Source organism: Acuticoccus sp. MNP-M23, from assembly GCF_031195445.1.
Taxonomy (GTDB): Bacteria; Pseudomonadota; Alphaproteobacteria; order Rhizobiales; family Amorphaceae; genus Acuticoccus.
The window spans coordinates 4,757,598-4,775,580 of record NZ_CP133480.1; the positions used below are offsets into that span (position 1 = coordinate 4,757,598).

The 17,983-nt window shown below is 65.4% G+C and carries 21 protein-coding genes and 1 pseudogene; 5 read left to right on the forward strand and 17 right to left on the reverse strand.

Annotated features, from left to right (window positions below):
- Positions 1-3: 3 nt before the first annotated feature.
- The 17 genes from RDV64_RS21845 to rplU form a co-directional block, all read right to left on the reverse strand.
- Entirely contained in the window at positions 4-213 is a 210-nt protein-coding gene (locus RDV64_RS21845) for a ribbon-helix-helix domain-containing protein (protein WP_309197087.1), read from the reverse strand.
- The gene (locus RDV64_RS21850) at positions 210-386 is read right to left on the reverse strand and encodes a DUF4169 family protein (RefSeq protein ID WP_309197088.1); all 177 of its coding nucleotides are present in this window, start codon (positions 384-386) and stop codon (positions 210-212) included. Before RDV64_RS21850 ends, RDV64_RS21845 begins: the two co-directional genes overlap by 4 nt.
- Before the next feature lie 14 nt (positions 387-400).
- Entirely contained in the window at positions 401-1,792 is a 1,392-nt protein-coding gene (gene fumC, locus RDV64_RS21855; RefSeq protein WP_309197089.1) for a class II fumarate hydratase, read from the reverse strand.
- A gap of 113 nt (positions 1,793-1,905) precedes the next feature.
- Entirely contained in the window at positions 1,906-2,379 is a 474-nt protein-coding gene (locus tag RDV64_RS21860; RefSeq protein ID WP_309197090.1) for a helix-turn-helix transcriptional regulator, read from the reverse strand.
- Between the two features lie 1,114 nt (positions 2,380-3,493).
- Positions 3,494-3,859, reverse strand: coding sequence for a DUF423 domain-containing protein (locus RDV64_RS21865; RefSeq protein WP_309197091.1), 366 nt, complete (start codon positions 3,857-3,859; stop codon positions 3,494-3,496).
- A 249-nt stretch (positions 3,860-4,108) separates the two neighbouring features.
- Positions 4,109-5,446 carry a S41 family peptidase gene (locus RDV64_RS21870; RefSeq protein ID WP_309197092.1) on the reverse strand — a complete coding sequence of 446 codons (1,338 nt, stop codon included), beginning with the start codon at positions 5,444-5,446 and terminating at the stop codon, positions 4,109-4,111.
- Entirely contained in the window at positions 5,443-6,654 is a 1,212-nt protein-coding gene (locus RDV64_RS21875) for a peptidoglycan DD-metalloendopeptidase family protein (RefSeq protein WP_309197093.1), read from the reverse strand. Before RDV64_RS21875 ends, RDV64_RS21870 begins: the two co-directional genes overlap by 4 nt.
- A gap of 44 nt (positions 6,655-6,698) precedes the next feature.
- Positions 6,699-7,154 (reverse strand): 23S rRNA (pseudouridine(1915)-N(3))-methyltransferase RlmH, encoded by a 456-nt coding sequence (locus RDV64_RS21880; RefSeq protein ID WP_375143781.1) that lies wholly within the window; start codon positions 7,152-7,154, stop codon positions 6,699-6,701.
- Between the two features lie 5 nt (positions 7,155-7,159).
- Positions 7,160-7,537 (reverse strand): ribosome silencing factor, encoded by a 378-nt coding sequence (gene rsfS, locus RDV64_RS21885; RefSeq protein ID WP_309199571.1) that lies wholly within the window; start codon positions 7,535-7,537, stop codon positions 7,160-7,162.
- A gap of 136 nt (positions 7,538-7,673) precedes the next feature.
- On the reverse strand, positions 7,674-8,333 hold the full coding sequence (locus tag RDV64_RS21890; RefSeq protein ID WP_309197094.1) for a nicotinate-nucleotide adenylyltransferase: 660 nt from the start codon (positions 8,331-8,333) through the stop codon (positions 7,674-7,676).
- A 19-nt stretch (positions 8,334-8,352) separates the two neighbouring features.
- Positions 8,353-9,612 (reverse strand): glutamate-5-semialdehyde dehydrogenase, encoded by a 1,260-nt coding sequence (locus RDV64_RS21895; protein ID WP_309199572.1) that lies wholly within the window; start codon positions 9,610-9,612, stop codon positions 8,353-8,355.
- 8 nt (positions 9,613-9,620) lie between these two features.
- Positions 9,621-10,769 (reverse strand): glutamate 5-kinase, encoded by a 1,149-nt coding sequence (gene proB, locus RDV64_RS21900; protein WP_375143844.1) that lies wholly within the window; start codon positions 10,767-10,769, stop codon positions 9,621-9,623.
- Complete coding sequence (gene obgE, locus RDV64_RS21905) at positions 10,766-11,803, reverse strand: GTPase ObgE (RefSeq protein ID WP_309197096.1); 1,038 nt, start codon at positions 11,801-11,803, stop codon at positions 10,766-10,768. The genes proB and obgE overlap by 4 nt, the downstream gene beginning before the upstream one ends.
- A 16-nt stretch (positions 11,804-11,819) precedes the next feature.
- A complete protein-coding gene (gene arsC / locus RDV64_RS21910; RefSeq protein ID WP_309197097.1) occupies positions 11,820-12,242 on the reverse strand; it encodes an arsenate reductase (glutaredoxin) in 423 nt (140 codons plus the stop codon).
- A 40-nt stretch (positions 12,243-12,282) separates the two neighbouring features.
- On the reverse strand, positions 12,283-12,636 hold the full coding sequence (locus tag RDV64_RS21915) for a hypothetical protein (RefSeq protein ID WP_309197098.1): 354 nt from the start codon (positions 12,634-12,636) through the stop codon (positions 12,283-12,285).
- Positions 12,637-12,930, reverse strand: a complete 294-nt coding sequence (rpmA, locus tag RDV64_RS21920; RefSeq protein ID WP_309197099.1) for a 50S ribosomal protein L27 — start codon at positions 12,928-12,930, stop codon at positions 12,637-12,639. It lies immediately after the preceding gene.
- A gap of 12 nt (positions 12,931-12,942) precedes the next feature.
- Positions 12,943-13,260 (reverse strand): 50S ribosomal protein L21, encoded by a 318-nt coding sequence (rplU, locus tag RDV64_RS21925; RefSeq protein ID WP_309197100.1) that lies wholly within the window; start codon positions 13,258-13,260, stop codon positions 12,943-12,945.
- A gap of 216 nt (positions 13,261-13,476) precedes the next feature.
- Between rplU and RDV64_RS21930 the strand changes: the two genes are divergently transcribed.
- From RDV64_RS21930 to RDV64_RS21950, 5 genes and pseudogenes are all read left to right on the forward strand, one after another.
- On the forward strand, positions 13,477-14,244 hold the full coding sequence (locus RDV64_RS21930) for a transporter substrate-binding domain-containing protein (RefSeq protein WP_309197101.1): 768 nt from the start codon (positions 13,477-13,479) through the stop codon (positions 14,242-14,244).
- Positions 14,245-14,301: 57 nt separating this feature from the next.
- Positions 14,302-15,012, forward strand: coding sequence for an ABC transporter permease subunit (locus RDV64_RS21935; protein ID WP_309197102.1), 711 nt, complete (start codon positions 14,302-14,304; stop codon positions 15,010-15,012).
- Positions 15,009-15,737 (forward strand): ABC transporter permease, encoded by a 729-nt coding sequence (locus tag RDV64_RS21940; protein WP_309197103.1) that lies wholly within the window; start codon positions 15,009-15,011, stop codon positions 15,735-15,737. The genes RDV64_RS21935 and RDV64_RS21940 overlap by 4 nt, the downstream gene beginning before the upstream one ends.
- Positions 15,737-16,876: a PLP-dependent transferase gene (locus RDV64_RS21945; protein WP_309197104.1), complete on the forward strand. Its 1,140-nt coding sequence runs from the start codon at positions 15,737-15,739 to the stop codon at positions 16,874-16,876. The genes RDV64_RS21940 and RDV64_RS21945 overlap by 1 nt, the downstream gene beginning before the upstream one ends.
- A gap of 46 nt (positions 16,877-16,922) precedes the next feature.
- Positions 16,923-17,801 (forward strand): annotated as a pseudogene (locus RDV64_RS21950) (NAD(P)-dependent oxidoreductase); the annotation flags it as partial.
- Positions 17,802-17,983 lie beyond the last annotated feature (182 nt).

The window sequence follows — 17,983 nt, forward strand, 5'->3', positions numbered from 1 at the left end:
CCGTCAGCCGCGCGCCCACTCAAGCGCTGCGACCCGCAGCGCCGAGGCGAGCGAGCCTTCCTCGCGCATGTCGTCGACCGCCACCATCAGCGCAGCGAGCGACAACCCCCGCGCCACCGCCAACGCATCCACCGCATCCCAGAACTCAGGCTCCAGCGCGACGCTGGTGGCGTGGCCGCGAAGGACCACGGAGCGTTTTTCAAGCGCGCTCACGGTTCGCGCTTGTGGCCGTCGAGGCGGGCATCGGCGTCATTCCGGTTGTCGCGGCGCGTCTCGCGCGCCGCTCTGGTTTCGCCGAACTGCACACGGCGCTCGGCTGCCTCAGTCGCCTTTTCGGCGCGGACCTTGCGCTTGCGCGCGGTGCGCAGATTGACGATGTCGGCCACCGGTCTTCTCCGAATCAGGCCGGGGAGATCATCTTTTCCGGCCGCACCACGCGGTCGAACGTCTCTTCGGACACAAAACCGCCGCCGACGGCCTCCTCGCGCAGCGTCGTCCCGTTCTTGTGGGCAAGCTTGGCGATCTTGGTCGCGTTGTCGTAGCCGATCTCCGGCGCAAGGGCGGTCACCAGCATCAGCGAACGGGCCATCAGGTCCTGGATCCGCTCGCGGTTGGCCTCGATACCCACCACGCACTTGTCGGTGAAGCTCACCGCACCGTCAGCCAGAAGGCGGACCGACTGCAGGAACGCGTCCGCCATCACGGGCTTGTAGACGTTCAGCTCGAAATGCCCCTGGCTGCCCGCCACCGTCACCGTGGTCTGGTTGCCGAACACACGGCAGGCGACCATCGTCAGCGCTTCGCACTGGGTGGGGTTCACCTTGCCGGGCATGATCGACGAGCCGGGCTCGTTCTCCGGCAAGGACAGCTCGGCAAGGCCCGAACGCGGGCCGGAGCCCAGAAGGCGCACGTCGTTGGCGATCTTGAACAGCGCGGTGGCGGCGGTGTTGAGCGCGCCGTGAGCCGCCACGTAAGCATCGTGCGCTGCCAGCACCGCAAACTTGTTGGGTGCGGTCACGAATGGCAGCCCGGTGATGTCCGCAATCTGGCGGGCAACCGCAACGTCGAAGCCCGGCTTGGCATTGAGCCCGGTGCCGACCGCCGTGCCGCCCTGCGCCAGCGGGTAGAGCGCGTCCAGCACATGCCTGACCTCGGAAATCGCAAAGTCCAGCTGGGCGACATAGCCGGAAAATTCCTGGCCAAGCGTCAGCGGTGTCGCGTCCTGGGTGTGGGTGCGGCCGATCTTGATGATGTCGGCAAATTCCTCGGCCTTGGCGTTGAGCGCGTCACGCAGGTGCGTGAGGCCGGGAATGAGGCGGTGCGTGACCTCCTCCACCGCCGCAATGTGCATGGCCGTGGGGAATGTATCGTTGGAGGACTGCGAGCGGTTCACATGGTCGTTGGGGTGAACCGGGTCCTTGGAACCGATGGTGCCGCCAAGGCGCTCGATCGCAAGGTTGGCGATCACCTCGTTGGCATTCATGTTGGATTGGGTGCCGGAGCCGGTCTGGTAGATGACCAGCGGGAAGTCCTCGTCCCGTCGGCCTTCGATGACCTCTTCGGCGGCGGCGGCGATGGCATCTGCAATGCGGCCATCGAGGTTCCCGGCTTCCTTGTTGGCAAGGGCAGCCGCTTTCTTGATCACCCCGAGCGCCCGGATCATTGCAGGCGGCATGGTGTCGGTGCCGATCTTGAAGTTGATCAGGCTGCGCGCGGTCTGCGCCCCAAAGTAGCGTTCGCTGGGAACCTCAAGGGGGCCGAACGAATCGGTTTCGGTGCGTGTCTGGCTCATTTTGGTGCTCGGTCCGGATTTTTCACGCGGATCTAGCACTTTTGGGCGGAGCGCACTACCGGCCGTTCGGCCTGCCCGGCAAGGCTGGCGCCATCAAGGCCGGTGCGCCGCGTTCAGCTGCCTTCGGTGGCCGACGGGACCGCGGTGAAGGCGATGGCCTCGATGATGCCGACGGCCTTCTGTTTGAGCTGGGGATCGGTGATGCTGGCGAAGGCCCGCACAAGGCGCACGGTCGCCGGATCGCTCAGCGCCTGGGACAGCGGCGATTCGTTGGTCTTCAGCGCGGATGCGCTCGGCTGGGTCGCTCCGTCGAAGAAATAGGTGATCGGCGCTTCCAGCACGATTGCGATCTGGTGAAGGCGGCTTGCGCCAATCCGGTTGGTGCCACGTTCATACTTCTGCACCTGCTGGAACGTAATTCCGAGCTGGTCTGCAAGTTTTTCCTGGCTCAGGCCAAGCTCAAGCCGGCGAAGACGCACACGCGAGCCAACATGGCTGTCAACAGAATTGGCTGACCGCTGGTTGGTTACTGGCGTTTCGCGTTTGGCTTCACCGGCAATAGCTTCGCCTGCGGCGTTTTTTTCCACGATAGTTCCCCGTTCGATCTTGCTAAGCGCCATAGTCAACTGTGCCCCCAACACACCGAACCACAGAAACCTAATGCAATCATACACGAACAACCCAATCGAGGGGCGGACGACACGTCCGCACTCAACCTAGGGGGAGCCTTCGGCAGAGGAACAGAACCCTAGAGTACCTACGGTAGATTTTCAATGTATGATTTTATCTGTCCCGGTATTTTCGGCAGGCATTTGGCTGGTTTCGTCCAGTGATTGCAGCGGCAATTTGACTATTATCAACCGTAACGTCAATTGTCTTTTTGTCACCAAGTGGTGCGGAAATCGGTTACATATCCCAATCAGCGGCTGTACGGCTGAATTTGTATGATTAGCATATAGGATAATCCCGCGCTGTGGAGCTATCCGACGATCAATTTAAACGGAAATATGACCGATCCAGGCAAATTTCATGTATGAAAATGAAGGTATTCAACCTTTGCATGCCTCCCCTGCATTTGACCCGGTTTTACCACAGGCAAATTCACAGAGTTGCGCTTGCCACTTTACGCCGCCGATTCGAACTGCTAGTCACCGCCCCGTTGCCGCAGTAGCTCAGTGGTAGAGCGCACCCTTGGTAACAACATTGCCTCCCACACGGGAAACCGTGTGGTGTAAATCGCTCAAATTCGGGGAAAGCTGCTTCCGCTGCCAATCCCGAGCCAAGCCCGCCACGGCGGGACGGTGTAGAGACTAGACGGGCGGCGCCCTCCCTCTCCTCAGGAGAGCGGGCGAAGGGATAGTCCAGACCACGAACGCACGGGCCTTCCGTGCGGCGGCGAAAGCCGAAGTGGTATGAAGGGTGAGGTCGGGAGTTCAATCCTCCCCTGCGGCACCAGCACAATCACGCGCATCTGAAGCCATGTCAGCCACCTGAGCTGCGCATGCAGCGTTGGCGGCCGGTCGACGGCTGAAACGAGCGCGAATCATCTACAGCGGACCGAGCGTTGCCCAGAGCAAGCGGCACGAGGCGCTCAGCGCGGCGCGATGACGAGCGATTGTCCATCGCTCGCCCGTACCGCGCCCGATCTTGTTCGGGCGCCTCTTCGCGCTGGCAGCGCGCCCCGAAAGGGCGCGCCCGATATCAGATGCGCCGGGCGGCCGCGACGGCAAGCAGCAGCCAGCCGATGATCAGAAGGCCGCCGCCAATTGGTGTGACGACGCCAATCCCGGCCGGAGCACCGATGGCCAGCCCATAGAGCGAGAACGAGAACAAGAGCACGCCAACGGCGATGGCCCAGGACGACGCCATCAGAAGGCCATCGAGCACGTGCCCCTTGAGGGCGCCCATCGCGACCAGCACCGCTGCGTGGAAGGCCTGGAAGTAGACCGCTGTCTGGAAAATTTCAGCGTTGGCACCCGTGAGCTGCCCCTGCAGGGCATGCGCCCCGAAGGCACCGAGCCCCACCGCAACGGCACCGTTGAGCGCGCCAATCAGAACAACCCGCATTCCAAACCTCGTCTTGCTGCATCTCGTTCATGCGTCCGGCCGCGCCAGCGACCGCGCATCCACAGGCGTAGCAAGATCCATGCACGATGTCCCCCACCTTCGGGAAAACCCGGCCCACTCCACTGCCGCGCGCGGAAAACTCATCCCGCGGCGCCCTGCCCGCTCGGGCCGGCGCATAAAAAAGGCGGGCCTGAAGCCCGCCTTTTTGTCGCTGTGATTATCTGGGGGCAAGTCCGCCGGCGTGATGCCTCAGTTCGGCACGCCCTCTTCGGGGTTGGGCGGGAACACCTTGTTGACCTTGATGCCGCGCAGGAGTTCCAGCGCATACTGCAGCTGCTGGTCCTCGGAGCGGTCCTGGGGGACGTAGGCGAAGGAACCGGAACGCTCCTCCTCCTCGCCGTCCTCAGCCACCAGATGGCCGCGCAGGGATGCTTCGCCGCGCGCCTCGACCTTGCCCTGCAATTCCTCGGGCAGCTCCTGCACCACCTGCAGGTCGGGGTCGATGCCCTTGGCCTGGATCGAGCGGCCGGCCGGGGTGTAGTAGCGCGCCGTGGTCAGCCGGATCGCACCGTTTGCGCCAAGCGGGATGATGGTCTGCACCGAACCCTTGCCGAAGGATTGCGTACCGATCACCGTGGCGCGGCGATGGTCCTGCAGCGCGCCGGCAACAATTTCGGACGCGGAGGCCGAGCCGCCATTGATCAGCACGATCACCGGCTTGCCCTCGGCCATGTCGCCGGATTCCGCGCTGTAGCGGCGCGTCGAGGCGCCTTCCTTGCCGCGGGTGGAAACGATCTCCCCGCGCTCCAGAAACGCGTCGGACACCGAGATTGCCTGGTCGAGCAGGCCGCCGGGGTTGTTGCGCAGGTCAAGGATGTAGCCCTTGACGTTGTCTTCGCCGATGTCCTTGGTCAGCTCGTCCATCGCGCGGTTGACGCCGCTGTCGGTCCGCTCGTTGAACTGCGAGATGCGGATGTATCCGACGTCGTCGCCCTGCTTCTCCCACTTGACCGACTGAATGCGCACGATGTCGCGCGTGATCGTGATCTCGATGGGATCGTCGACGTTCTCACGGCGCACGGTGATCACGATGTCGGTGTTCACCGGCCCGCGCATCTTCTCGACGGCTTCGGCAAGGGTGAGGCCGGCAACGTCGGTACCATCAAGCTTGGTGATGAGGTCGCCTGCCATCACGCCGGCGTCGAAGGCCGGGGTGTCGTCGATGGGGGTGACCACCTTGATGTAGTCGCCCTCCATGGTAACCTCGATGCCAAGGCCGCCGAACTCGCCGCGGGTCTGAACCTGCATGTCCTTGAAATCGTCGGGCGGCATGTAGCTGGAATGTGGGTCCAGCGCGGACAGCATGCCGTTGATGGCATTGGCGATGAGATCCTTCTCATCGGGCAATTCCACGTAGTCATCGCGCACGCGCTCGAACACGTCGCCGAACAGATCGAGCTGTCGGTACGTTTCCGTCGATGCCGCCTTGGCGGACAACGACAGGATATGTGCCGGGTCCGCTATCGCAAGCATCGACGCTGCACCAAAGGCCGCGCCGGTCAGCACCAGTCCAATTCGACGGATCATTCAGTAGTCCTTCCACCATCGGGGCCGTGATCACGCCACCAGCCGTGACTATCAATCGCCATACCGTCTCGGCGCAACTCAACATATAGTAAGGGTCGCGAACGGGTCACCGCATCAGGCGCACCGGCCGCGTCGGCAAGAGCGGTCCGACCGGCCCGCAGCCCCATACGGCCCAGCGGTGTACCAGCCTTAACGCTTGCGCCAGCGTTCACGAAACTTTCCGCAAGGCCTGTCAGAACCATATGGTAGCCATCCCCCGCATCCAGGATCAAGACGTGGCCGTAGGTTCTAAATGGCGCAGCATAAAGGACCGTCGCCGGCATGGGGGCGAAAACTGTGGATTGTGCCAGCGCCGCTATTGTCCGCCCCGTCGCCACTGCGCCGGTGGCCGTGGGGTCGCCATAGCGGCTGACAGCCGTTCCCGCCACCGGGGGCGGGAGATTGCCGCGCCTGTCGGCAAATGGAACGCCGGACGTCTCGGGCGCCTCTATTCCACCTTTTGAAAGGCGTTCCAGCAGCGTTTCGACCGAATCGGCCTCCTCGGCAAGCCGCGCCAGATCGGCGCTCGCCCTGTCCCGCTCGTAAAGCGAAAGGGCGCGGCGGCGGCCGAGTTCTTCCACCAGTGCCGCCAGCCGGTCGCGCTCTTCGGTCACGTCCGAAAGGTCGGTGCGCAGGCGTGCCCAGCGCGACTCCTCGTCGCTCTCCAGTCGGGCCACTTCGTTCAGCGTTTCGGTGAGTTCGCGGGCTTCTGCGTCGAGGCCCGGGATGACGGCGTTCAGAAGAATGGCGCCGCGCACCACGTCGGACGGACCATCGGCGGAGGCAAACAGAGCGGGCGGCGGGCTGCGGCCAAGCCGCTGCAAGGCCATCAGCACGGTGGCGAGCTCCTTGCGCTTGCCGGCAAGCTTGTGCCGGATGGCGGCCTGATCGCTCGAAAGGTCCTCCAGCGCCACCTCGTCGCTGGCAATGCGGCCCTCCAGCACTGCGACCCGCGCACCGCTCTCGTCCAGCCGCTGGCGCAGCTTGGCCTCGTCGCCTGCAAGGTCGACCAGCGTTTCGCCGAGGGTGTTGGCGCGCGCCTGCGTCGCTTCGGTTTCCTCGCGCAGGCGCTCCAGCCTCGTGAGGAGCTGCTCGCGCTCGCGCGCCGCCTCGTCCTGCGGCAAGGGCTGTGCGTGAGCCCACGGGACGGCAAGGCCCAGCGCGAGCACGACCGCCAGCCATCGCACCGAAGCGGCAAGGGCTGCCCGGACAGTCAGACGCGGTGGTAGGGATGCCCGATGCATAGGGTGACGGCCCGGTATATCTGTTCTGCCAACATGACCCTTGCGAGCTGGTGCGGCAATGTCAGCGTGCTCAGCGACAACACATGATCGGCAGCCTGGCGCAAGCTTGGCGGGTGGCCATCGGCGCCGCCAATGGCAAACGTCACGTCGCGGGCATCATCCGCAAAGCCCTGCAGGAACGCCGCAAATTCCTCGCTGGTCAGCGCCTTCCCGCGCTCGTCGAGCGCGACGAGAACGCCCCTGCCCCGCTTGGCGAGGATTGACGCAGCCTCACGGTCGGCCCGAGTCGGGCCGTCACCGTCCGGCAATTCGCGCACGTCGAACCCGGTGAGGCCCATGGCGCGACCGGCCTTTGCGGCGCGCTCCACGTAGCGCTCCGTCAAGGTCTTTTCCGGACCCGCCGCCTTGCCGACGGCGAGCAGCAATATGTTCAGACCACGAGCTCCACCGCGGCGGAGGTGTCAATCTGCCACATCTTCTCAAGATTGTAGAAGGTGCGGACCTCGGGACGAAACACGTGAATGATGATGTCGCCGGTGTCGATCAGCACCCAGTCTGCTGCGCTGAGGCCTTCCACACGGACGCTCTTCACGCCAGCGTCCTTCAGGTCGCGCAAAAGGTGATCGGCCACAGCGCCGACGTGGCGATGTGATCTGCCGGAGGCGACCACCATGTGGTCTGCAAGCGGTGTCTTGCCGGTCACGTCGATCGGCACGATGTCCTCGGCCTTCGAATCTTCGAGGCTGTCGAGAACGACGGTGAGCTGGTCGGCAATGCCGGTGGGCTCAACATGGGCGGCGTCTGCCATCCCATCAGGCGTCAATGCCATGTGTGCGGGGCTTCCTTTCGTAAAATGCGGCCCTCTCCGCAAATCGTCACATCAGATGCAACGCAGAGAATCGTGCTGCGTCTGCAAGAAAGATAGGTTTTTGTCTATGGCTGTTTCAAGACGCAGCCTGAAATACCTTCGTTTGCGCCCTGAGAACTGTGGAGGAGAGCGGCTCCAGCGGCCCGTGCAGGAACACCCAGGCCGGGGGTGCGCGAAACGGCAATGCGGCGGCATCGCCCTCCAGCAGCCGGGATGCCGCGAAGGCACGGGCCGCGGGCGCGTAAAGCGCCGAACGCGAGGCGCCCGGCCGGTCCACCACGCCCACCGGCACCCGCCCCATGATTTCGCGCCACTCCTGCCAGCGGTGAAAGTCGGCCAGATTGTCGGCGCCCATCAGCCACACAAACCGGACCGTGGGATAGCGGCTTTCGAGAAAGCGGATGGTGTCGGCGCTGTACCGCGTACCGATGGCCGCCTCGAACGCTGTCACCTTCATGCGCGGATGACGCGCTCTGCGACGCGCCATGGCAACCCGGTCGGCAAGCGGCGCAAGGCCTGTCTGCGACTTCAGCGGATTGCCGGGTGTCACCAGCCACCACACCGCATCCAGCGAAAGGCGGTGGAGCGCGGTCAGCGCCACATGGCGGTGCCCCTTGTGCGGCGGATTGAACGAACCGCCGAAGAGGCCGACGCACTGCCCCGCCCCGACCAGCGGAACGCGCAGCGCAGCGGCATCGGCAACCGGCTCCGGGCCGATCCGGCCGCGCTGCCTCACAAGAACGCAGGGCGCCGTGTCACGGCCGCGTCTGCCCCTCGCCGTGTACGCGGTACTTGAAGGTGGTGAGCTGCTCCAGACCGACCGGGCCACGGGCATGAAAACGCCCGGTGGCGATCCCGATCTCGGCGCCCATCCCGAACTCGCCGCCATCGGCGAACTGGGTGGAGGCGTTGTGGACCACAATTGCCGAATCCACCTCGTTCAGGAAGCGCGCAGCGGCCTCCGGATCGGCGGTGACGATCCCGTCCGTATGGTTGGACGAATATTGCGCGATATGGGCCAGCGCCCCGTCCAGCCCGTCGACAACGGCCACCGAAATAATCGGGGCCAGATATTCGGTGGCGAAATCCTGCGTTGTCGCCTCAGCCATCGGCAGGACGTCGCGGATGCTCCGGTCGCCGCGCAGCTCGCAGCCGGCATCCTGCAGCGCTTCAAGAACCGGGACGGCGTGGGGAAGGAAGGCCGTGTCGATCAACAGCGTTTCGGCCGAACCGCAGATGCCCGTGCGACGCATCTTGGCGTTCAGCACCACATCGAGCGCCATTTGAGGTTCCGCGGCGCCATGGAGGAACACATGGCACAGCCCTTCAAGGTGCGCGAACACCGGGATACGGGCTTCCCGCTGCATCCGCAGCACAAGGCCGCGACCGCCGCGCGGAACAATCACGTCGATGGTGCCGTCGGCGCCGGCGAGCATCGCGCCTACCGCGGCACGGTCACGGGTTGGCACCAGCTGGACCGCATCCTGCGGCAGCCCCGCCGCATCGAGCCCCGCGCGGATTGCAGCGGCAATGGCCCGCGCCGAGCGCACAGTCTCCGAACCGGACCGCAGGATCACTGCATTGCCCGCCATCACGCAAAGCGCAGCGGCATCAGCGGTGACGTTGGGGCGGCTTTCGTAGATGACGCCGATCACGCCGAGCGGGGTCGAGACCCGCTCGATCCGGAGACCGTTGGGCCTGTCCCACGATGCCAGCATCCGCCCGACAGGGTCCGGCAGATCGGCAATCGCCTCCAACGAGCCGGCAATTGCCTCGATCCGCGCATCGTCCAGCTTCGCGCGGTCGCGAAAGGCAGGGTTGGGATCCATCTCGCTGAGGTCGGCAAAATTGGCAGAAAGGATGTCCGGTGCGGCGCTGCGCACTGCAGCGGCCATTGCAACCAGTGCTGCGCGCTTCTGGTCGCCGCTGGCGAGCGCCAGTGTGGTTTGCGCGGCCCGTGCGCGCGCGCCCATCACAGCCACCATTTCGGCCGCGGAGCCCTCTGTCGGAGCCATTTGCAGCGTCACGTTTCCTCCCGAAGCGCCCCATGCAGCGCCATGTCGTCTCGGTGAACCATCGTTGTGCGCGCTCGATTGCCCACAACTGAAGGGATAGAATCGGTTTTCTGTCCCTTTATCAAGCGGGCGTCGTCCGCATCGTAGGCGACGAGCCCTCTTCCGATCTCGTGATCGCCGGGATCGAGCAGCCGCACCGCATCGCCCCGCGCAAAAGAACCCTCCACCGCGCTGACCCCGGCCGCCAGAAGGCTGCGGCCGCGCTGGATCGCTGCCACCGCGCCCGCATCCAGCCGCAACGCCCCTCTTGCAGTCAGTGACCCTGCAATCCAGATCTTGCGCGCGGTGACGGGATCGGTGCGGGGGTGGAACCACGTGGCGCGAGCCCCATTCCGGATGGCCGCCAGGGGATGCGGCACCCGGCCGGACGCGATTGCCATGGCGACGCCAGCTTCGGTGGCGATGCGCGCGGCATCCACCTTCGTCTTCATCCCGCCGCGGGAGAGGACAGAGGCCGCATCCCCCGCCATCGCGAAGATCTCCGGCGTCAGATGCGGCACGTCGGGAATGAAGCGTGCGCCCGGGTCGGTGGCCGGGGGGGCGGTGTAGAGGCCGTCGATGTCGCTGAGGAGCACCAGACAGTCGGCAGAAATCATGGTGGCGACGCGGGCGGCCAGCCTGTCGTTGTCGCCGTAGCGGATTTCGCTGGTGGCGATGGTGTCGTTCTCGTTGATGACGGGGACGACGCCGGCGCGCAAAAGCTCTGCGACCGTCGTGCGGGCGTTGAGGTAGGCGCGTCGCTCCTCGGTGTCGCGCACGGTGAGGAGGACCTGAGCGGCCCGCATCCCCTCGCGCGCCAGAGCGGCGGACCACTCGGCGGCCAGCGCAATCTGCCCGACGGCAGCGGCCGCCTGGCTTTCCTCCAGCCGCAGCGGGCGCGGACCGTAGCCGATGGGCGTGCGCCCAAGCGCGATGGCACCGGAGGACACCACAACCACCTCCGCCTGCCGGTGCAGGACCGCAAGGTCGGCGGCAAGCGTTGCCAGCCATTCGCGGCGCGCGTTGCCCTCGCCGTCCACCAGCAGTGCGGAGCCCAGCTTCACCACAATACGGCGGGCGCCCGTCAGCCAGTCGAGCGACGAACGGGCCTCGCTCAGGGACGCCACGGCGCTTCTGCCTTCGCCGCGGCCTCCGGCGCCGGCTCGCCGCGGGCGGCGTCGATCACCTTGCGCAGCGCACGCAGCATCTCGGTCATGCCGAGCCCGGTGGCGGCCGAAATCATCATGACGCCGAGGCCGCTGGCCTCTTCCAGCGCAATGCGTTTCTCATCCAGCTCGTCGCCGGCATCGCACTTCGAGAGCGCCAGAATGCGCGGCTTCTCGGCAAGGCCCTCGCCGTAGGCCTGCAGCTCGTCGTTGACGATGGTGTAGTCGCCCACAACGTCCTCGCTGGTGCCGTCCACCAGATGCAGAAGGACGCCACAACGCTCGATGTGCCCCAGAAAACGGTCGCCGATGCCGATGCCTTCGCTGGCGCCTTCGACGAGGCCCGGAATGTCCGCAATCACCAGACGGCGCGAGTCGACTTCCGCAATGCCGAGGTGCGGATGCAGCGTTGTGAACGGGTAGTCCGCAATTTTTGGCGTGGCGGCGGTGACGGCGGACAGGAACGTGCTCTTGCCGGCGTTGGGAAGGCCGACGAGGCCGGTATCGGCAATCAGCTTCAGCCGCAGCCAGATGGGCATTTCCTCGCCCTCGAGGCCGGGGTTGGCCCGGCGCGGCGCCCGGTTGGTGGACGACTTGAAACGCTGGTTGCCAAAACCGCCATTGCCGCCCGCAAGCAGGCGCACCCGCTCGCCGGGCGTGGTGAGGTCGGCCAGAACGCGTTCCTTGCTCTCGTCCAGCACCACGGTGCCGACGGGAACGCGCAAGGTCACGTCATCGCCGTTGGCGCCGGTGCGGTTGCGGCCCGAGCCGCCCACCCCGGCGCTGGCCTTGAAGTGCTGCTGGTAGCGAAAGTCGATCAGCGTGTTGAGGCCTTCGACCGCCTCGACCCACACGTCGCCGCCGCGGCCGCCATCGCCGCCGTCAGGCCCGCCGTGCTCGATGAACTTCTCGCGCCGGAACGACACGGCGCCCGCCCCGCCATTGCCGGAGCGAATATAGACTTTGGCCTGGTCGAGGAACTTCACGGCGCATCCTTGGGGGTCAGCCGACCCTCTGGCCGGTCTCATCAATCAATAAAGTGCCGTCTTCCTTGGCAAGCGGGCCAGGCGGCAAACGGGTCAGAAGGTCAAGCACCGCCTCGCTCGGGCGGCACAGCCGCACACCCTTGGGCGAGGCGACGATGGGCCGGTTCACCAGAATCGGGTGCGCCACCATCGCGTCCAGCAGCGCATCATCGCTGACCGCGGGGTCTGTCAGGCCCATGGCCTCGGCCGGTGATTTGGAAATGCGCAGCGCCTCGCGAGGCGTGATGTCCGCTGCGGCGAAGAGCGCCAGAAGCTGCGGGCGGGTCCATCCGGCGGCGAGATACTCGACCACCACAGGCGTCTCGCCCGACGCCTCGATGATGCCGAGCACGTTGCGCGAGGTGCCGCAGTCCGGGTTGTGGTGGATCACGATCGTCATTTCGGGCCCTCGTCCAGGCACCGGGTCACGGCGCCGGCTGTCAGATGTCCGGGTTGAAGAGGTCGCGCACCATGTCGTGGAGCGCGCCGGCATCCTCGCCCGGGCGGAATGTGGACAGGAACCCGCGGGTGGCTCCCGAGGTGCCTTCGAGCGGCACACAGGCGACATAGACGTCCGCATCGACGCTGCCGAGATCGAACGCGGCGACGGAGCGGGACAGCTCCTCGATCGTGCCGCCGCGTTCGGCGGCGACACCGGTCAGCACCTCACGGGCGGCGGTCATGCAGGCGGACCGGCTCTCGAAAGAGCCGACGTCGCTCACGCTGTAGCTGTCCGCCGCCGCAGAAATGCAGGTGGCCGCGACGATCAAAAAACCTGCCGCGACCTTCAGCATCTACTCAGCCGCCATCGGGGCTGCGGATGCGTCGTCGTTGGCAGCAACCGGGTTCACCAGAACGTAGGTGCGGCCGAGCTTCTTGCGGAACGCCACGTTGCCTTCGACGAGCGCGAACAGGGTGTGATCCTTGCCCATGCCGACATTGTCGCCCGGATGCCAGCGCGTGCCGCGCTGCCGCACGATGATGTTGCCGGGGATGACCGCCTCGCCGCCGAACTTCTTGAAGCCGAGACGGCGGCCTGCGGTATCGCGACCGTTGCGGGATGAACCGCCTGCCTTTTTATGTGCCATGCGAAATTCTCCTTACGCGGCCGGGTTGATGCCGGTGATCTTCACCACCGTCTGATGCTGGCGATGGCCGTTCTTGCGGCGAGAGTTCTGCCGGCGGCGCTTCTTGAAGATGATGATCTTCTTGTTGCGCATGTGGTCGACGATCTCGCCCGTCACGGTGGCGCCGCTCAGGAACGGCGCGCCGACGGTGATGTCGTCGCCATTGCCGATCATCAGCACTTCGCCGAACGACACGCTGTCGCCGGCGTCGCCGCTCACGGTTTCGATCTTCAGCTGGTCTCCGTCCGACACGCGATACTGCTTGCCGCCGGTCTTGATGACTGCGAACATTTTTCTGTCTGTCCTGTCTCGCTGCGGTCCCGCACAAAAACGCCCGGCTGATTTACCGAGCGAACGGGCCACTGCCTTCTTGTTGTGGAGGATGGGACATACGGTCCCCGGCCTCAATCGTCAATAGAAACCATGTCCGCAAATGGTGCGGCCTGCCGCTTGCATCGGCTCCGGGAACGATAAAGACTTTCGCCACATGACATTTTGGAGGCCCCAATGAAACTACTGATCGCCGCAGTGCTCGGCGCTGCAATCGCAGTACCCGCCGCAGCGCAGGACAAAACGCAGCTACGGATCGGCACCGAAGGCGCCTACCCGCCGTTCAATTACTACGATTCTGACCGCAATCTCATCGGCTTCGATGTGGATATCGCGAAAGCGCTGTGCGCGGAAATGAATGCTGAATGCACCTTTGTCGCACAGGACTGGGATGGAATCATTCCTGCCCTGCGCGCCAACAAGTTCGACGCCATCATCGCCTCCATGTCGATCACGGCAGAGCGTGACGAAGTGGTCGACTTCACCGACAAATATTACAACACCCCGCCCGCCATCGCCGTCCTGAAGGACTCCGCGCTGACCGAAGCCACCCCGGAAGCGCTGGAAGACATCGTGATGGGCGCGCAGTCCTCCACCACCCACGCCAATTACGCCGAGAAGCATTTCGCCGACACCGAGCTGCGCCGCTACGGCTCGCCCGAAGAATACAAGCTCGACCTCGCGTCCGGCCGGATCGACGCCGCCATCGACGACGTCGTCGTCCTGTCCGACTGGATCAACAGCGAGGACGGCGCCTGCTGCAAGATCCTCGCAACGCTGAAGACCGACCCCGAGATCAATGGCGCCGGCGCCGGAGTTGCGATCCGCGAGGGCGACGCCGAGCTTCAGGGCAAGTTCAACGATGCCATCGCCGCCATCCGCGCCGACGGCACCTACGACGAGATCCAGAAGAAGTATTTCGACTTCGACGTCTACGGCGACTAGCCATCCCGGCCGGAGGGGCGCGCCAGCGTCCCTCCCTCTCCTTGGAGCTTCCCCGCGATGGATGACAGCCTGTTCGGGCTCCTGCGCTTCGGCCCCGGCGGCTGGGGCGACGAGCTTCTCCTCGGCCTCAGGATCACGTTGCTTCTGGCGCTCGCCACGGCCCCGATCGGCCTTGTGGGCGGATTCCTCCTGGCGCTGGCCCGCCGCAGTGACCGCCCGGTCCTGCGCTTTTGCGCAACCGCCTTCACCACGGTGTTCAAGGGCCTGCCGGAGCTGATCACCCTCTTCATCGTCTACTACGGCTTCTCGATGCTGCTGGCGTGGTTCGTCGGCCTCTTCTCCGACGCCTACGTGGAGGTCTCCTCCTTCGTCGCCGGCATGATTGCGCTGGGCGCTGTGTCCGCCTCGTTCGCGTCCGAGGTGTTCATGGCGGCGCTGGGCGGCATCGCCAAGGGGCAGACCGAAGCTGCCGATGCGCTCGGGATTTCGCGCTTCACCACCATGCGCAAGGTGATCCTGCCGCAGCTCATCCGCATCGCCCTGCCCGGCCTCGGCAATCTGTGGCTCGTCCTTTTGAAGGACACTGCGCTGGTCTCCGTCATCGCCCTGCCGGATCTCCTGCGGCAGACCTCCATCGCGGTCGGGGCCACCAAGGAGCCGTTCTTCTTCTTTGCCGTTGCCATCGGCATCTATTTCGTAATTTCGCTGGCCTCGATGGCCGTCATCGCGCTCCTTGAGAAGCGTTACGCAAAGGCCTACGCGCGATGAATTTTCTCCCGGACATTCTCGCCAACTACGGCGACGATCTTCTCGACGGCTTCTGGGTCACGATCCAACTCGTGGTCATCTCGGTTGGCCTTGGCGCCCTCCTCGGCGCGCTGGTGTGCGCGGGGCAGATGTCGAAGCTGTGGCCGCTCCGGTGGTTCACCACCTTCTACATTGCGGTCTTCCGCGGCACGCCGCTGCTCGCCCAGCTTTTCCTTATCTACTACGGCGCCGGCCAGTTCTCCGGCTTCTGGCGCGATGTCGGCCTCTGGGGCATTTTGCGCGAGCCGTTCAACTGCGCCCTGATCTCCTTCACCCTCAACACCGCCGCCTATCAGGCCGAGGTGTTCCGCGGCGCGATCCAGGCGATCCCGCACGGCCAGTGGGAGGGCGCGGCCGCCCTTGGGCTGCGCCGCCGCATCGCCTTCCTCCGGGTGATCCTGCCGCAGGCGGCGCTTTATGCGCTGCGCCCGTTCGGCAACGAAATCATTCTGATGATCAAGGGCTCGGCCGTCGCCTCCGTCGTCACCGTCTACGACCTTCTGGGCGAAACGCGCCTTGCCTACTCCGACACCTTCCGCTTCGACGTCTACTTCTACGCCGCTGCCCTCTACCTCATTCTGGTTGAGACGCTGCGCCGGGTGTGGAATGTCCTCGAGCGGCGCCTGACGCGCCATCTCACCCCCGAGAGCCGCCCGAACATGGGCGGCGAGGATGCGCTCGACTGATGAAGCCCCCCTTCCGCCCGGCAACCATCGCCGCCCAGGCCAACGGACAGATCAACACGGCAACCGGCGGCACCGTCGGCCCCATCGAGACGTCCACCACCTTCGAGCGCGATGATGCCTATCGCCTCCCCGCTTCCGGCGACATCTACCGCCGCGACAACAACGCGACCGTGCGCGAGGCGGAGGCGGTGCTGAACGCCCTCGAAGGCGCCGCGGAAACCCGTCTGTTCGGCTCCGGCCTTGCCGCGATCGCGGCCGTGATGCGCGCGGCCCAAGGCCCCATTGCCCTGCAGGACGGCACCTATTACGGCACCCAGAAGCTGGGCGAAGCCTATGCCGCGGAAGGGCGCACCGTCGTCCGCTTCCCCGCCGGCGACCTCGACGCACTGCGCAGGGTCTGCGCCGAGGCGAAGCCCGGCCTCGTCGTCATCGAGACCCCGTCCAACCCGTGGCTTGCCGTGGTGGACATCGCCGGCACCGCCGAGATCGCCCACGAAGCCGGTGCCCTGCTTGCGATCGATTCCACCGCGGCAACGCCGATCCTCACCCGCCCGCTGGACCTTGGCGCCGACATTGTCATGCATTCGGCAACCAAGGCCCTCAACGGTCATTCGGACGTACTCGCCGGTGCCCTCTGCGTCCGGGAGAAATCCGAAACGTGGGAGCGCATCCTTTCGCTGCGGGCGATGGAAGGCGCGGTGCTGTCAAGCTTCGACGCCTACCTTCTGACCCGCGGGATGCGCACCCTGGCCGTCCGCGTCGCGGCAATGAACCACAATGCCGCCCACATCGCGCACTGGCTGGAGGCGCACCCTGCCGTCACAGCCGTGCGCTGGCCGGGGCTTTCGAGCCACCCCGCCCACGCGCTGGCCAGCCGGCAGATGCAGGGCGGCTTCGGCTCCCTCATGTCGTTCGACGTGAAGGGCGGCGCCAGTGAAGCGCTGGCGGTCCTGTCCCGGTTGAAACTCATCAAACGAGCCACCTCGCTGGGCGGTGTCGAGACGCTGATCGAGCATCGCCACTCCATCGAACCGGCGTTCACCAACATGCCGCCGGCTCTCCTGCGCCTGTCGGTCGGCATCGAGGCGGTGGAGGATCTGGTTGCCGATCTTTCGGAGGGCCTCGGCGCGATTGCCTGACAACGCCGGCGCGTTCGGCTAAACCAACAAGAAAAGCAAGGAGCGCAACACTATGGCGAATGTCGCATTCATCGGGCTCGGCGTGATGGGCTATCCCATGGCCGGCCACCTGAAGAAGGCCGGGCACACGGTCACCGTCTACAACCGCACCCACGCCAAGGCCGAAAAGTGGGCCTCCGAGCATGGCGGCACCGCCAAGGCGACGCCGAAGGAAGCTGCCGAAGGGCAGGACTTCGTGTTCTGCTGCGTCGGCAATGACGATGACCTCAGAGCCGTCACCATCGGCGACGACGGCGCGTTCCACGGCATGAAGTCCGGTGCGATCTTCATCGACAACACCACCGCCTCCGCCGAAGTTGCCCGTGAACTGCGCGAAGCCGCAGACGAAAAGGGCTTCGGCTTTCTGGATGCCCCGGTCTCCGGCGGGCAGGCCGGCGCCGAAAATGGTGCGCTCACCGTGATGGTGGGCGGCGACCAGGACGTGTTCGACAAGGCCAAGCCGGTGATCGACGCTTACGCCAAGATGGTCGGCCTGATGGGCGGCACCGGCGCCGGGCAGCTGACCAAGATGGTCAACCAGATCTGCATTGCCGGGCTGGTGCAGGGGCTGTCGGAAGGCATTCACTTCGGCAAGACCGCCGGTCTCGACATTGAGAAGGTCGTCGAGGTGATCTCCAAGGGCGCCGCCGGCTCCTGGCAGATGGAAAACCGCTGGAAGACCATGGACGCCGACGAGTACGACCACGGCTTCGCGGTCGACTGGATGCGCAAGGACCTGTCCATCTGCCTGGAAGAAGCCCGCCGCAACGGGGCAAGGCTGCCAGTGGCGGCCCTTGTCGACCAGTTCTACGGCGATGTGCAGAAGATGGGCGGCAACCGCTACGACACATCGGCGCTGCTCGCCCGGCTTGAGCGCTCCAAGTAGGGTTTTGCGTTTGGGGCACGGCCGGTAAAGGCCGTGCCTCGCCGGCTCCCTCGGTATTCGAGGCAGCGGCGGAGCGGTGAATGTGCCCGCTCCGCCGAAATGAGAGGGTGGTTGGCGATCGGCCGAGCGCACTTTTCCCTGTCGAGGCGGATTGGCGCAGTCCGGCGGTTTGATTTGACCGG